The organism is Pseudomonas sp. BN515, from assembly GCF_029873155.1.
In the GTDB taxonomy this organism is placed as follows: Bacteria; Pseudomonadota; Gammaproteobacteria; order Pseudomonadales; family Pseudomonadaceae; genus Metapseudomonas.
The window spans coordinates 111,464-126,794 of the sequence record NZ_SSOH01000080.1 but is presented as its reverse complement, the minus strand read 5'-3'; the positions used below and the strand labels follow the sequence as shown (position 1 = coordinate 126,794).

Below are 15,331 nucleotides of genomic sequence, written 5' to 3'. Positions count from 1 at the left end.
CTGCTGGACGTCGACCAGATCTCCGAGATCATCGCCGTTGAAAGCGCCGACACCTTCAAGCGTCCGATCTACGCCGGCAACGCCATCGCCACCGTGCAGTCCTCGGCTGCCGTGAAGGTGATCACCGTGCGTACCACTGGTTTCGACGCCGCTGCCGCTGAAGGCGGTTCCGCCGCTGTTGAAGCCGTGGGCACCGTGTCTGACGCCGGCAAGTCCGCCTTCGTTGGCGAAGAACTGGCCAAGTCCGACCGTCCGGAACTGACCGCAGCCAAGATCGTCGTCTCCGGCGGCCGCGGCATGCAGAACGGCGACAACTTCAAGCACCTGTACGCCCTGGCCGACAAGCTGGGCGCGGCTGTTGGTGCGTCCCGTGCCGCCGTCGACGCCGGCTTCGTGCCGAACGACATGCAGGTCGGTCAGACCGGCAAGATCGTTGCCCCGCAGCTGTACATCGCCGTGGGCATCTCCGGTGCCATCCAGCACCTGGCCGGTATGAAAGACTCCAAGGTCATCGTCGCGATCAACAAGGACGAAGAAGCCCCGATCTTCCAGGTGGCGGACTACGGCCTGGTGGCTGACCTGTTCGAAGCGGTGCCGGAGATCGAACGCCTGCTGTGATGCTTCGCCGGTAATTGAAGAGCCCGCTCTATCGAGCGGGCTTTTTTGATTGCGGGGCAGGACTGCGTCCTGCTTGGCGATTGAAATCGCCCCACAAGTTCCGCGCCGGAGGTGGGCCAGAAGTCCCCCCTCTCCTCTTCAGGGAGAGGGGCTGGGGGTGAGGGAAGTAAGCATCGATCGCTCCCGGTTTCCCCGTGCTACCTCCCGACGCCGAGGCGGTGCGCATGGCGCACCCTACGGGAGCCTCGCGAATGAATTCGCTTGTGCTCGGACCAACCTACGAAGGGAGTGGTGCCCGCTCTTGTAGGTTGTGGCTGAGCGTAGCGAAGCCCAACGTTTCGCGGTGTCGGGCCTCGCTACGGCTACCTTCGCCGGTCAGCGCATCCCGTCCGTCCGCAATGCCGCCGGGGTGAAGTCGTAGGCCTTGGCCGTCAACCCGTACTGGGTGTTCTTCGGCTCCTCGTTGCGCAGGCCCACCACCATGTAACGGCCTGAGATCAGGTCGTACAGGGTTTCCGCCGCCAGGTAGCTGGTCTGGTTGTCATAGCGGTACAGCGCATGCCCCTCGGCCACGCGCCAGAGCTGGCCCTGGCGGTCGTAGTGGTCCACCTCGGCAATCTGCCAGGTGTCCTCGTCCAGGTACATGCGGCGCGTGGCGTAGACATGGCGGGCGCCGGGCTTCAGGGTGGCGACCACTTCCCAAACGCGGTGCAGCTCGTAGCGGGTGTGGTCGGGGTTGAGATGGCCGGCCTTGATGATGTCGTCGTACTTCAGCGAGGGCGATTCCATCCGGTAGCTGTTGTAGGGGATGTACAGCTCCTTCTTGCCGACCAGCTTCCAGTCGTAGCGGTCCGGCGCACCGTTGTACATGTCCAGGTTGTCGGCGGTGCGCTGGCCGTCCGAGGCGGTGCCCGGTCCGTCGTAGGCCAACTGCGGCGCCCGTCTTACCCGGCGCTGGCCGGCGTTGTAGACCCAGGCTCGGCGAGGCTCCTTGACCTGGTCCAGCGTCTCGTGGACCAGCGCCACGGTGCCGGCCAGGCGGGCGGGGGAAATCACCCGCTGCTTGTAGTAATACAGCAGCGTCCCGACATCCTCCGTCGGCAGGTCAACTACCTGGCTCGGGTAGACCTGCTGTTCTTCGAAGCGCACCGGCGTAAAGCTGCCGTCCACCTGCGGCGTGGCCTGGATGAAGCCGCGCCTGTAGCTGTCGCCCATGTAGCGCGTGAAGTGGTTCCAAACGACTTCCACCCCGCTACTGGGGATGGGGAAGGCGAAATAGCTGCCCTGCTTGAAACCGGCGAGACCGTTGCCGTCGTTGATCGACTGCACTTGCAGGGCACTGTCCCTGGCCGCCGCCTGAACCTGGGTCGGTACCGTCGCCGTGCGGTGGCTCGGATACACCGGGATGCGATAGCTGTCGGGGTATCGCTTGAACAAGGCCATCTGGCCGTCGGTGAGTTTGTCGCGGTATTGCCCTGCGTTGCCGGCGGTGATCACGAACAGCGGCTTTTCGCCAGCGAAGGGATCGGCCAGGAAGCCATTGGCATCCACCGCCCCCGCATTGGTGGGCAGGCCACCGGTCCAGGCAGGAATGCTGCTATCGGCATTGGCTTCCTTCTGGGCGCCCAGCGGCGTGAGGCTGGTGCCCAGCTTGTCGGCTTCCTGCTGCGAGACGGCGGCCATCACGCTGCTGGCCAGCAGGGACAATGCCAGGAAGGTGCCCTTGATCATGGTTTCGCGTTTCATCTTGTCGTGGCTCCCCGGTCAGAAGTTCACGCCGAAGCTCAGCGACAGGTAGTCGCGGTCGACGTCAGTGTTGAAATCGCCACCGAAGTAGTTGGTGTAACTGAGGCTGGCGGTGTAGGTGTTGCGGTAGTCGGCATCCAGGCCGAGGCTCACGGCCTTGGCGCCTTCGTTGAAGGTCGGGCCGTAGCCCTCGACGTCATGGGACCAGCCGAGGTTGGGCGTGAGGTTGATGCCCGCGAAGACGTTGGTGTACTTCATCGCGCTGAAGGCGCGGTAACCAAAGGAGTTCTCCGTGAAGTAACCGTGGCGGCCGCCCTGAACGATGTCGCCGAACACCGAGTCCCGGCCGTAGCGCTGGGTGTCCAGGGATTCAAGGCCGCCGATATGGGTCATGCCCAGTTCCACGGCCAGGCTGATCGAATCGGCCCCCAGCATCGGGTCGAACACGTGCAGGAAGGTGGTCTGCGCCTGGGTGACTTCCTTGCGCTTCCAGCCTTGCAGCACCTGGCCTTCCTCTGCCGGAATCGTCGGTTCGACGTCGCTGCCGGTGAGGGCGCGGAAGGTTGGGTTGAGCGCGCCGCCGGCAAGGTCGGCAGTGTTGATCGACAACGGCTCGTTCGGGCGATAGCTGATCTCGCCGCTCCAGGCAGTGCCGGTGGGCAGCTCGGTGGCGAAACTCAGGCCGAAGAGGTGGATGTCTTCCGGATAGTCGATGAAGTAGTGGGTATTGCCGGCACCGGTGGCCAGGCCGAGGGCGAACTGCAGGTCGGGCGGCAGCGCGGCGAAGCCGGGATCGTTCTGGATGAAGTCGGTGACGCCGGTGGCGGTCTGCAGGCTGAACTTGGGTTTGCGCGAGTGATAGTTGACGTAGTACGCGCCGTATTCCGCCCCGTCGCCCAGCCAGCGCAGCGCCATGCCGTACTGGCCGCTGTCGCGCGGCTCGTTGTCCTTGACGCGCGGAATGATCACGCCTTCGTTGCTGATGCTGCGGTCCTGGATGTCGAAGCCAAGGCCCGCGGCAGCGGCGATCGGCTCCAGCGGGCCGATGTCGGCAAGGCCGGCGTTGAGGTTGTTGTTACACCCTTTGGGCACCGGGTCGGCGCCGAAGAAGGTGCCGCAGTTGGGCAACGCGTAGGGCTTCCATTCCAACTGGTAGAAGGCCTCCAGGCTCAGGCTCTCACTGAGGCCCTGGGAGACGTAGAGCATGTTCACCGGGATCAGGCCTTCCTTGATCTCCGAGCCGGGCCGGAGCAGGGCGACCACGTCCAGCGGGTTGATGGCGTTGATGGAGTTGCCGATGAACAGGCTTTCACCCCAGCTCACCACCTGTTTGCCGAAGCGGAGATCGCCGGGGAGGCCGGCGATCTCGTAGCGCTGGGCGATGAAGGCGTCGAGGATCTCCGCACCGGAAGAACGGGTCGACATGACCCGGCCATCGTCGCTGATCTGTTTGAACGGACGGTTTTCGTCCTTCAGCTCGAAGTCGTACCAGTACTTGCCGCGCACGAATGCGCGCGTGTCGCCACGGCTCAGTTCGAGGTCATGCACGCCCTTGAAGATCTTCGAGAAGGTTTCTCCCTTCTTGAAGTTCAGGCGTCCGTCGTCGCCCGAGGATGAGAAACCGTTGCCCCCGTTGGTGGAGTCGATCAGGTGGGAGTCCGGATCGGAGGTTGCCCAGCTGGCGCCGATGGACAGGGATGAATCGAACTGTCCCTGGATGTCGCCGATGTTGAAGGAAACGGCGAATGCGGGGTGCTGAATAGATGCCGAAATGGCGGCTGCCAGGAAACAGCGCTTGAAGTACTGGATACGCACTGGATTGTCCTTGTTCTGATTGTGCTACGTATCGGACGGGCGAGCGGTGGCCCGTTTGTGCAGGCGTTAGCGCGGGGCGCGCGCTCAGCCCTGGCTCTGCAGGAAGCAGAGCACCGCCTTGCGCTCGTCGGCCTTGCGCAGGCCGCCGAACGCCATGGTGGTCTCGGGGAACATCCGGGCCGGGGAGGTGAGCCAGGTTTCCAGGCGCTCCAGTGACCAGCTGTCTTTCGCACCGGCGAGTGCCGGCGAATAGGCGAACCCTTGCACCGAGGCCATCGGGCGGCCGACGACGCCGCCCAGGTGCGGACCGACACGGTCGCTGTCCAGCGCATGGCAGGCGCTGCACTTGGTCTGGAAGACCTTCTGTCCGGCGGCGGGGTCGCAATCGAGGGCGAAAACGGCTTGGCTGAGGGAGAGCGCGAGTGCGCCGGCGGCTATGCGGAATGATGGGTACATCGTGTTATTCCCCGGTTGGCTAAGGTGGGACCTAAGGTGACAGCCGGGGTCGGGCTTCGAATCGCTGGCGAACGCCATTGATTTGTCATTCGGTGCCAATCGAATGGCCCGGGGCGGGACCGCCCACCTGTGGTGGGCGGCCGGGGTTGGGTCAGCGGGGTGGCGTGTAGGGATCCGGGGTGCCGCTTTCGATGGGCGGGTACTTTTCCAGGCTGGCCTTGAAGCGTCCGACGATGCCCATCATCGGCTGCAGTACCCAGGTGTTCTCGACTGCGACGTTGTGCTCCTCACGCAGGTCCGTGAGCAGGTTGTGCAAGCGCGGTATGGCGAGGGGTAGCGGCGGATCGTACATCTCCTCCTGCTGGATGAAGTGCAGCTTCCAGTTGCGCCATTTCACCGCGGAAAGGCGATCGGCCACGTAGGCCGGAAATCCCTCCCGGTTCGACTTCTCCTGTTTCCCGCTGAGGAACGCCATCTGGTCGACACCGTCCACGGCGCGATCGGCGGGTACTTCAGCACCACCGACATGGGCGAGGGTGGTGTAGAGGTCGACGATATGGACGATGTCGTTGCTCACCCTGCCGGCCGGCACGTGGCCGGGCCAGCGCAGGATGAAGGGCGCACGCAGGCTGGCTTCCATGGCGGTGAAGTAGGTGCCGCGCCAGGGGCCATTGGCGCCCCTCCAGGGGTCGGTGGCTTCGCCGCCGTTGTCGCTGGCCAAGATCACCAGTGTGTTTTCTTCGACGCCGGCGGCCTTCAGGGCGTCCAGTACCTGGCCGGCACGATGATCGATCTCCGCCAGGGAATCGGCCCAGGAGCCATTGCCGGTCTTGCCGGCGAAGGCTGGATTGGGCTGCGTCGGCATGTGCGGAAGGGAGAAGGGGATGTAGGCGAAGAACGGCTTTCCGGCCTCCGCATTGCGTTTGATGAAGGCGGTGGCGCGTTCGGCCAGCTCTTCGTCCAGCGTGCGCTTGCTGGCCAGGTCCAGTCTTTTCATCTTGCTTGGCGGCTGGTCCCGGTTGGCTTCGTAGATGTATTGCGCCGGCACCAGGCTTTCGTCCCAGCCCTGCTTGCTGCCCATCGCCGGCGTCAGGTCGGTGGCCTGGTCACTGCCGGACCACATGACTTCGTCGTAGGTGCGCGGAACGCCATACCATTCATCGAAGCCCTGCCGGGTGGGGAAGCGCGATTCACTGCTGCCCAGGTGCCACTTGCCCCAGATGCCCGTGGCGTAGCCCTTTGCGGAGAGCAGCTCGGCCAGGGTCACTTCCCACAGGGTCAGGCCGTCTGGCGTGCCGGCGCGGGGAACCTTGTAGGTCCCGGAGCGGATCGAGAAACGCCCCGTCATCAGGGCCGAACGCGAGGGCGTGCACTGCGCTTCGACGTTGAAATTGGTGAGGCGGATGCCCTCCTGGGCGAGCTGGTCGATGCGCGGCGTTTCGGCACCCCGGATGGCGCCGCCGCCGTAGCTGCCCAGCTCCCCGTAGCCGAGGTTGTCGTAGAGCATGATGACGATGTTCGGCGGTGCCGCCTGGGCGTGGGCCAGCGGCGCCAGTAGAGCGCCCAGCAGTGCCAGCCGCGACAGGTGGGTATTCATGGATCTTCCTCTGGTGCTGCCGGGTGGCTGAAGGGTCTGGTGGCAGCTTAGTCTCGACCTTGGCAGAGGAGGGGTCGAAGGGAATCGCCGGCAGGCGCCAGGCACTTGTCATCTCGCGCCATTCGCACGCCGCGTCGGAGGATGCAGGCCGTTCCGCGCTGCGCCGGTTGTCGCGTTTTTCGGCCTCTGATAGGTTCTCCCGCCTGTGTCGGCGGTTATCCCGATGCGCCAAAGAATTCGTGCCCCATCCGGCTCCGCTCGAGCAACAAGAAAAATCCGGGCCCAGGAGCCCCAGCCGCCATGTCCCGCCTGAAACACACCGTCTACACCGAGGCTCTCCTGCAGCATTACGGTGACCTGTTCCGTCCTCACCTGGCCGCCGTTGGCCTGAGCGAGGAGGTGCTGGAACGCCCCGATGCGAAAATCCCGCTGAGCCAGTACATCGCGCTGCTCGAAGTCACTGCTGAACGAGTCGATAGCTTTCTTGGCCTACGCCTGGGACTCGGCCTGCTTGGCGAGTCGTTTAAGAGCAGCCTGTTTGGCGGCGTCGGCCATCTGGTGCGAAGCGCGGCCGATGTGCGGACCATGCTCGAGTGCGGGAGCCGTTATCTGGTCGTGCATGCACAGGCCAACGAGCTTGCGTGGCGATTGCAGGGTGGATGCCTGGAAATCAGCTACCGCATGACCGATCCCAGCGTGCTGCATCGTCGGCAGGACGCGGAGTTCGCTGTCGGCACACTCTATGCGCGATTGCGTGAGTACACAGGTGGGAAGTACGCACCATTGCGGGTGGAGTTCGAACATCCGCAACCGGCGGATACCAGCCTGCACAACGAGGTCTTCCGGTGCCCGGTGAAGTTCGGGCAGCCCACGAACGTCATGGTCTGGCCCGGCGAAATGCTCGATGAACCATTGATCACAGCCGATCTCAGGTTGTTCCAGGCGCTGCTGCCCGGTCTCGAAGAGGAGCGTCGTCGGCGGTTGGCCGACACGGACCTGACCACGCGCATCGGCATGGTGATCGAGGCGAACCTGGCCAGCGGCCGGGTCGGCCTGGAGCAGGTGGCCACTGAGCTGCACATGAGCAAACGCACGCTGCAGCGGCGTTTGCAGGAGCTGGATCTGGAATTCGCCGAACTGGTGGAGGAAATCCGCCAGGCCCTGGCCATCGAACTGGTGCGCCAATCGCCGCGCAGCCTCACCGAAATCGCCCAGCAACTGGGCTACAACGAGGCCAGCTCCTTCACCCGCGCCTTCCGTCGCTGGACCGGCCTCAGCCCCCGCGAGTTTCGCCAGCAGGGTACGAAGTAGAGCCGCTTGATGTAGGAGCGAGCTTGCTCGCGAAAGTCCGCGCTCGGCCCCTTCGCGAGCAGAGCTCGCTCCTACAAAATCATCTCGTACCAGCTGTAGGGTGGATGGCGCTTTTTCCATCCACCATCGTCGCTGAACCTAGCTCCGCTTGAACCTGTAGGAGCGAGCTTGCTCGCGAAGGGGCCGAGCGCGGACTTTCGCGAGCAGAGCTCGCTCCTACGAAAACACCTCGTATCAGCCGAGCAGTTCGCGAGTTCTTAATGCCGCCTTGCTGCCAGCACTGATGGCGCCATCGATGAAGCCGCGCCAGCCTTCGCCGTGGTCGCCCTGGCCGAACACCACCCGTCCGCGATCCTTCTGGAAGTGGTCGTAGTACTTGCCCAGCCATTTCGGCTTGTAGCTGCAGTAGGTACCCATGGCGTAAGGGTCCAGGGTCCATTCGTAGCCATAGCATTCCTCCACTTCCAGGTCCGGATAGAAGGCGCTCACCATGGCCTGCACGGCGTCGCGGTTCTGGATGTCGAGCTTCTCCGGGTCGGCACCGAAGCCGACGAAAATGGTGTGATCCTCCGCCTTGGCGTAGGTCGCCAGGATATTGACCGGATTACCGGAGCCGGCCACCCCGATCCGTTTGCCATCGTCGGGGAGCCTGCCCTTGGTACGGATAAACACCTTGATCCCGCTGCCGCTGTGCTTCTCTTTCGCCGCCTCGACCAGCTTCGGGTCCAGCGCCGGGGAGAAGGCTATGCGCGGCAGCACGTTCATCGGCACAGCCACGATCACGGCGGCAGCGCGGATGGTCTCGCCCTGCTGGGTGGTGATCAGGACCCGCTCACCCTGTTGCTCCACGCGCGTCACCGGGGTAGACAGGCGCACATCCGGCTTGCCGTCTTCCAGCATGGCGTTGATCAGACTGATGGTGCCGTCCTTGAAGCTGTAGCGGCCGATGGCATCGACGAACGAGGTCATGTTCCAGCCCGGCAGCGACCACCAGCGTGCGACGTCGGCATAGGAAGCGCGATCGCTGGTGGTGTGCGCGATTCCGGACACATAGGCATCGACGAAATTGCGCTGCAGGGGGGTGAGCTTCAGTTGGTTGAAACGATCGGCACCGCTCATGGCGTCGACCGCGAGCAGCTCCTTCCAGGTGTACTTGGCGTCGTAGGGGCGTTCCCACAGCTTGGGGGCATCGGCGAAGTATTCCTTGATCGCCTTGGAGATGGCGATCATGTCATCGAGCGTTGGCTCGATGGATTTGCCTTCGTGAATGATGCGAACGGTTTGCTTTTCTTCAACGAAGGGCTCGGGGGTTTCCTTCAGCTGCAGCCCGTAGCGCTGCACTTCGGCCCAGACGAAGGGTTGGGTCCAGTGGATCCAGGTGCCGCCGAGTTCGACCTTGTGACCGGCGAACTCACTGCTGAAGGTGCGGCCGCCCAGACGGTTGCGGGCTTCCAGCACCAGCGTCCGGTAGCCGTTCTTCATGCTGTCGCGGGCCGCCGTCACGCCGGCGAAACCGCCGCCGATGACTACCACGTCGTAATCGCAGTCGGCGAACTTGCTGGCAGTCTCGCGCTTCTCCGCCGCCGTGGCGGTCAAGGAGGTGCTGCCGGCTACCGCTACGGCACCCGCAGCGCCGACTACACCGGCATTGCGAAGGAATTTGCGACGGCTGACGCCATCATGCTGCTGGTCACCCATTTCCACACCTCTGAGCTTGTTGTGATGCCTTGCGGCCTTGTCGGCCAACATGCCAGAGGCGGGCGGCGCTCCGATTGCCAGGCCACGCCAGGGTTTTGCCATTGAGTGCCAATGTGGCGTGGCGTTGCCGCATCGCGAATAAATTCGCTCCCATAACGGAGTGGGGCTCAGCGTTGCTGCGTTGGGCCTCGCTGCGCACGGACCAACCTACGGGATGCGTGGGGCTTTGGCTTTTGTAGGTTGTGGCTGAGCTACGCGAAGCCCAACGATGGTCGCTGTGCTTGGACCCATTCAGGTAGGAGCGAGCTTGCTCGCGAAAGTCCGCGCTCGAGTTGTTCGCGAGCAAGCTCGCTCCTACGAGAGGCCTCGGCGGACGGCTTGGCGTGCGGCGGCCAGCAGGTCGCTGGCGTCTTCCAGCAGCACTGCGGCGGCATGGGCGAAGTTCTGCAGGTCTCTGCCGTCGGCTTCCGACGAGTCCAGCAGGGAGAGGCTGCGCAGCATGTCCTTGGCGGCACTCAGGCGCATATCAGCGCAGTCTTGCAGGTCGTTGTAGGAACAGTTGCCATCGAGCAGCAATACGGGAGCCTTGCCGGCGTTGCCGGTCAGGGGGATGAGGTGCGGGGTGTCCTTATTCATGGTGGAGCTCCTTTCGTTCAAGGGAGCTGCCACGCTTCGCGGCCAAGCGAAGGTAGGGTGGCAACTGTACGCGGGTTGGCCGACCGGGACGAAAGGCACCCGGCACACCCGAAGGTGTCCCACGTACAGCTGCCATAGCTCGCGCTACGGACGGAGTGCCGCCCGTAGTGGGAGATTGGACGCTGTTGCGCCTTTCGTTGAATCGACCGGCCAAGGTCGGCCACGGGATTGACCGTGGCGGGCCGGACTATAGGCGCCTGGATGGTGCCTGGCAATCCTGCGTGCGCATCGCTTCATGGAGCTGAAGCCCAGCCTGCAGCCCCCTCAACGGGACCCGCCGAGGCGCCGGGCGGGTATGCCGATCAGCAGCAACAGCGCACCGAGCACCAGCAGCCCGGCGATCAGGTCGAAGGCCAGGTAGAGGCTGCCCGTGGCGGTTTTTACTGCGCCGACCGCCGACTGGCTGAGTACGCCGGCCAGGTTGCCGATGCTGCTGATGATGGCGATGCCGCCGGCCGCGCCGGACTTGCTGAGCAGGGCCGGCGGGATGGTCCAGAACAGCGGCATGGCCGACAGCGCGGCGGCGGCGCCGAGGCTCATCAGCGCCATGGAAAACACCGCATTACCGTGGGCCAGGTCCAGCAGGCAGAAGCTGGCGGCGGCCACCAGCATGGTCAGGCCCAGGTGCCAGCGGCGTTCCATGTGGCGGTCGGAGCTGCGGCCCAGCAGGTACATGGCGCAGAGACCACCCAGGAAGGGCAAGGCGGTGACCAGGCCGATGAGTTTCAGGTCTTCCAGGCCGAAGCCTCGCACCAGGGTGGGCAGCCAGTAGGAGACGGTGTTGGAGGCGCTGTAGATGCAAAAGCACACCAGGCCTGCCACGTACAGCAGCGGGTCGCGCAGCACGCCGCCGAAGCCCTGGTGCTTCACGGCGGCGGCCAGCTCCTCGGCCAGTGCCTGGCGGACCTGGCGCTTTTCCTCGTCATCCAGCCAGGTGGCCTGCTCGGGGCGGTCGGTCAGCCAGAAGCGGCCGATCAAGCCCAGCAGCACGGCCGGCAGGCCGGTGAGGACGAATAGCACCTGCCAGTCGCGCAGCCCGAGCCAGCCGTGCAGATGCGCCATGATGGCCCCGGACAGCGGGCCGCAGATCATCCCCGCGACCATGGCCGCCATGAAGAAGGAGGCGGTAATGCGCCCACGCAGTGCGGCCGGAAACCAGTAGGTGAGGAAGAGGATCAGACCCGGGAAGAAGCCCGCCTCGGCGATGCCCAGCAGAAAGCGCGCGGCGATCAGTTGGTTGGGCGTGGTGACGAACGCCGTGGCCACGGTGATCAGGCCCCAGAGCACCATGATCCTTGTCAGCGTGGCGCGCGCGCCGACGCGCTGCATGTAGAGGTTGCTCGGCACCTCGAAGAGGATGTAGCCCAGGTAGAAAATGCCGGCACCGATGCCGTAGGCGGCGTCGCTGAGGGCGATGTCCTCGGCCATGCGCAGCTTGGCGAAGGACAGGTTGAGCCGGTCGATGGCGTTGATGATGAACGCCAGCATCAGGAAGGGCAGCAGTCGCCAGATGATCTTGGTGAAGGTGCGCTTGAGTTGCTGGGCCGGTAATGCAGAGGTGGCCGGGAAAGGCTGGATGGCATCGCTCATGGAACCGCTCCTGCGGGAAAGCCGGATTGTTGTTGTAGTGGGGCCTCGGCAGGCCGCAGGAGCGAGTATGGAATGCAGCGGTGGCGGGATGTTCCGTGTTCTTCCTGATACTTAACGCGTTGATTTATAAAGGCTAGGCGGCGCAGGAGAGACCGGCGTACGAGCGTTATTCCGGTTTCCCGGGCTGGGCGTCGTCGCCTTGCCGACGATCCTCCGGCCAGATGACCTTGATGGCCTCGCCGTCCTGGCGATAGGTGTGGCAGCTGTCGATCAGGGAGGGTCGCGGCAGGGGCTTGTCGCTGGCCAGGCGATCGCGAAGGTGGTCGTGCTTGCGGAGCAGGGCGAAATGGGCCTGGTAGGCGGTGGTCGCCATCGGGCCGAACAGCTCGGTGAGGTGGGTGCAGCCGTTGGCGCCACCCACCCGCGCCTTGATTTTGGGCAAGAAGCCGGGCCCGACCCGCAGCCCCGCCAGGGCGGCATAGGCGGACTCGATCTGCGCGCAGTAGGGCGTGGGGCCGGCGTGGGTCCTGGCCGTTACCTGCTGGATCACCAGCTCCCGGTCCAGGGTCATGGTGATGTGCATGTGATGGATTTCCCCGTCGGCGGGTACGACGCGAAACAGCATGTCGGCCTCATCGGGGGTGATGTCACGCATTTCGCCTTCCACATCCAGCAACCCGTCCTCGCGCTGGTAGGCGGTGCAGGTGACGTGGCGGGTGTGCAGGAGTGTGCGCGTTTGGCTCATGGCGAGGATTCCGTGACGAGTGTGGAAACCTCAGGGTAGGGGAGGAACGGTGCCAAGCCGCCCCCCACATGGGGAGGGGCGCGAGTGGGTTTCAGTCGATGAGCTTGTGGTTGCGTGCCCAGACCATGGCGTCATAGCGGCTGGAAACGCCGAGTTTGACGAAGATATTGCGCAGGTTCCACTTCACCGTTTCCAGGGTGATGTCCAGCGTATGGGCGATGCGCTTACTGGACATCGCCTGCGCCACCAGGCTGAGGATTTCCAGTTCGCGCGGTGTCAGCACCGGCTGCTGCTCGGGTGTTGCCGCGCGGCGCGGGCGAGGCATCGCGGCGTTCCCTGAACAAGGATCGGTGAGCTTGCCGAGCAGCCCGTCCACGTATTCGCCGAGTGGGCCTTCCTGGGGGTGTTCCTCGGTCAGCCGGTGCAGCAGTTTTTCCGTCAGCGCACCTTCGTCCAGCAGGGTGCGAACCAGGCCGAACCCTTGGACAGCCTCGAGCGCACCCGTGAGGACGGCCACCGATTCCTCGGGGCGCTTGAGATCGTGCAGGACGTCGGCGCGGAGCAGGTCGGCCAGCACGGCAAGGCGACCACGATTGAAGCGCAGGGCGTAGTCGCTGACCACCTGCAGGGCCTCCAGGGCGCGCTCCGGGTCCACGCTGCGCAGCAACCGGGCCCGGGCCAGAGCGACGAGGGCCGGCAGTTCGGCACGGGCCCCCTGTTCAGTGGCGTAGGTTTGCGCCAGTTCCTCGAGGCTCGTCAGCAGCTCGGTGGCGCGAATGCGATTGCCCTTGATCAGCAGAACGCGAATCTGCTCGGCGAGCAGATGGGCCACCGGCCTGATCTGGCCCAGGCAACGCAAATGGGCGATCTGTTGTTGGAGAAAGCCCAGCGCCGCGTCCGGGCCTTTCTGCAGCAGGTCGAGACGGGCGCGGACCATATTGGTGCGCATGATCACGTCCGGCACGGAGGAGTGCAGCAGCCCGAAGCGGTTGGCGATCAGCTCGCGGGCATCGTCGATGCGGTCGAGTTCGTAGAAGGCGTCCGAAAGCAGGCTGGCGCACAGGTTGGCGCAGATCGAGCGATGGCCGTGTTCGCGGGTCGAGCGTTCGAGTAGCTCCGAACCCAGGTGCTCGGCTTCCCGCACATCGCCGGCGAGCATGTGCGCGGTCACCTGGGCCGACTCCGCCACCATCGCCATGTCGTTGCCGCGATCCTCCGGCGGGATGGGATGGATATCGAACAGCCGTCGGGCATCGGCGTAGCGTCCGGCGATGTAGTAGGCGACGGTCAGGGTGGCTAGCAGCATGTAGCGCAGGAAGGGGTTTTCCATCGGCGCGTCGCGGACCGGCTCCAGCAATTGCACGGCGCGATCGGAATCGTCGTCCTGCACGGCGATTGCAGCGCGGACCAGGGACAGGCCGCTGGCCAGCTCCGGGTAAGCCTGCATGTCGCTGGCTTCCAGGCGGGTCAGCCAAGACTTTGCGCGCCCTGGTCGAGATGTGAGGGAAACGGTCACGCAGGCCAGGAAGAGCAGGCGCGGATGTTGGAACAGCACCTCTTCCGGCAGCCGTTCCAGCAGCCGCAGCGTAGGCGCCAGGTACTCGAGGGTCCAGGTGGCGGGAGCGGAGCGTTCGATCAGCTGGGTAGCGAACTCGATGTCTTCGCCCAGGCTGGCGTGTCGCACCGCCTCGGTCAGGCAGTTGTGTTCCGCGAACCAGCGGGCGCCCTTGCGATGCAACTCGCGCACCTGCTCGCTGCCGCGTCGCTCCAGGCGGGTACTGAGGAATTCGCCGAAGAGGGGGTGGAAGCGATACCAGGCCTGGCGGTCGTCCGAGTCCACGCGGTAGATCAGCAGGTTCTCGTCTTCCATGCGTTTGATCAGCTCACTGGCCTCGGCATGGCCGGTCACGGCTTTGGCCATCGAGGCGGTGAAGCGGCGGAAGATCGACAGCGCTTCGGTGAGCGCCACCATCTCCTCTGGCAGGTGCGCCACCACTTCCTCGCTGAGGTAGGCCTGCAGGTCGCTGGAGCGCCATACCAGGTCCTGGAGGATGGCGCGGCTGTCGGCGCGGTTCTTCAACATGATGGCGATCAGCTGCAGGCAGGAGGGCCAGCCGCTGGTCAGGTCATGGATCAGGCTCAGTTCGTCCGCGTTGATCCTGTTGGCGCCGAGGTTCTCCTCGAAGAAGGCGCGGGTCTCGGTGAGGTCGAACGGCAGCTCCACGCTCTCGATCTCGGCCACCTGGTCCATTACGCGCAACCGAGACAGGCTGAGTGGCGGCGTGACCCGTGAGGCGAGTATCAGGTGCAGGTTGCCGGGCCCTTGGTCGAGGAGTTTCTGGATCAGCTTGTGCGCCAGCGGAACCTCGACATGGTGGTAGTCGTCGAGTATCAGGTGGAGCTCTTTGGCCAGCATGGCTGCAGCGTTGACGATGGCGGCGACGGTGGCATCCATGCCGCTGGTCGTGTTGTCGTCGCGCAGCAGTTCGCTGTCGATTTCGATGCCCAGGCGCCGCAGCGCTTCCAGCAAAGCCGCACAGAATGCCAAGTAGCTATTGTCTTCCGCGGCCAGCGAAACCCAGACCACTTCCCCGCCCGCACGCAGCCGCGACTGGCGCCACTGGGCCAGCAGGGTGGTCTTGCCGTAACCCGCCGCACCGGTGATGAGCGCGAGCCGGCAGTGGTGCATGCGCTCCAGTTGCGCCAACAGGTTGCCGCGGAGCACATGCTTCGTGCCGATGCGGGGCGGCGAAAACTTGGTGGAGACCAAGTGCCTGGGTGTCTTTGCGATCAACTTCTTGTCCCGGGTTCAGGGTCCGCGAAGGGCAGAGCGTAGGAAAGGATGGATCGGTTTTGTCGATTCGGCTAACCGTGCCAATCCGCCGAACCTTCCAACGGGTGGCACGCGCTGGGCGACGCTAGCGAAGCGCCACTGTCGCGTCAAGAAAGTCGGACACCGTTGGCGGGGCCCTGTCGCGCCCCGGCTGGACGCCCCTTCCTGTCCCAAAAGGGGAGGGGACGGCGCACCTGGCAGGTTTTCTAAGATCGCGTCGGAACAT

General features: G+C 64.6%; 11 protein-coding genes. 2 read left to right on the top strand and 9 right to left on the bottom strand.

The window, feature by feature from the left end:
• Nucleotides 1-618 (top strand): FAD-binding protein (locus E8E91_RS22535; RefSeq protein WP_280378968.1); only part of this gene is annotated, 618 nt, incomplete at its 5' end.
• A gap of 375 nt (nucleotides 619-993) precedes the next feature.
• Here E8E91_RS22535 and E8E91_RS22530 read toward each other — a convergent pair.
• The 4 genes from E8E91_RS22530 to E8E91_RS22515 form a co-directional block, all read right to left on the bottom strand.
• Nucleotides 994-2,364, bottom strand: coding sequence for a DUF1329 domain-containing protein (locus E8E91_RS22530; protein WP_280378966.1), 1,371 nt, complete (start codon nucleotides 2,362-2,364; stop codon nucleotides 994-996).
• A gap of 18 nt (nucleotides 2,365-2,382) precedes the next feature.
• Nucleotides 2,383-4,173, bottom strand: a complete 1,791-nt coding sequence (locus E8E91_RS22525) for a DUF1302 domain-containing protein (protein ID WP_280378973.1) — start codon at nucleotides 4,171-4,173, stop codon at nucleotides 2,383-2,385.
• Nucleotides 4,174-4,263: 90 nt separating this feature from the next.
• Nucleotides 4,264-4,635 (bottom strand): c-type cytochrome, encoded by a 372-nt coding sequence (locus tag E8E91_RS22520; RefSeq protein WP_280378964.1) that lies wholly within the window; start codon nucleotides 4,633-4,635, stop codon nucleotides 4,264-4,266.
• Between the two features lie 151 nt (nucleotides 4,636-4,786).
• Nucleotides 4,787-6,232 (bottom strand): arylsulfatase, encoded by a 1,446-nt coding sequence (locus E8E91_RS22515; RefSeq protein ID WP_280378962.1) that lies wholly within the window; start codon nucleotides 6,230-6,232, stop codon nucleotides 4,787-4,789.
• A 300-nt stretch (nucleotides 6,233-6,532) separates the two neighbouring features.
• Here E8E91_RS22515 and E8E91_RS22510 point away from each other — a divergent pair, with 300 nt between their 5' ends.
• Nucleotides 6,533-7,543: an AraC family transcriptional regulator gene (locus E8E91_RS22510; RefSeq protein ID WP_280378958.1), complete on the top strand. Its 1,011-nt coding sequence runs from the start codon at nucleotides 6,533-6,535 to the stop codon at nucleotides 7,541-7,543.
• Nucleotides 7,544-7,777: 234 nt separating this feature from the next.
• Here E8E91_RS22510 and E8E91_RS22505 read toward each other — a convergent pair whose 3' ends face one another.
• The 5 genes from E8E91_RS22505 to E8E91_RS22485 all read right to left on the bottom strand — a co-directional run bounded on the left by E8E91_RS22505 (nucleotide 7,778) and on the right by E8E91_RS22485 (nucleotide 14,997).
• Nucleotides 7,778-9,241: an NAD(P)/FAD-dependent oxidoreductase gene (locus tag E8E91_RS22505; RefSeq protein WP_280378956.1), complete on the bottom strand. Its 1,464-nt coding sequence runs from the start codon at nucleotides 9,239-9,241 to the stop codon at nucleotides 7,778-7,780.
• 354 nt (nucleotides 9,242-9,595) lie between these two features.
• Complete coding sequence (locus E8E91_RS22500) at nucleotides 9,596-9,877, bottom strand: hypothetical protein (protein WP_280378955.1); 282 nt, start codon at nucleotides 9,875-9,877, stop codon at nucleotides 9,596-9,598.
• Nucleotides 9,878-10,201: 324 nt separating this feature from the next.
• Nucleotides 10,202-11,527 (bottom strand): MFS transporter, encoded by a 1,326-nt coding sequence (locus E8E91_RS22495; protein WP_280378953.1) that lies wholly within the window; start codon nucleotides 11,525-11,527, stop codon nucleotides 10,202-10,204.
• A 166-nt stretch (nucleotides 11,528-11,693) separates the two neighbouring features.
• A complete protein-coding gene (locus E8E91_RS22490) occupies nucleotides 11,694-12,272 on the bottom strand; it encodes a DUF2889 domain-containing protein (RefSeq protein WP_280378952.1) in 579 nt (192 codons plus the stop codon).
• 91 nt (nucleotides 12,273-12,363) lie between these two features.
• Nucleotides 12,364-14,997 carry a LuxR C-terminal-related transcriptional regulator gene (locus E8E91_RS22485; protein WP_280378950.1) on the bottom strand — a complete coding sequence of 878 codons (2,634 nt, stop codon included), beginning with the start codon at nucleotides 14,995-14,997 and terminating at the stop codon, nucleotides 12,364-12,366.
• Between the last annotated feature and the right edge of the window lie 334 nt (nucleotides 14,998-15,331).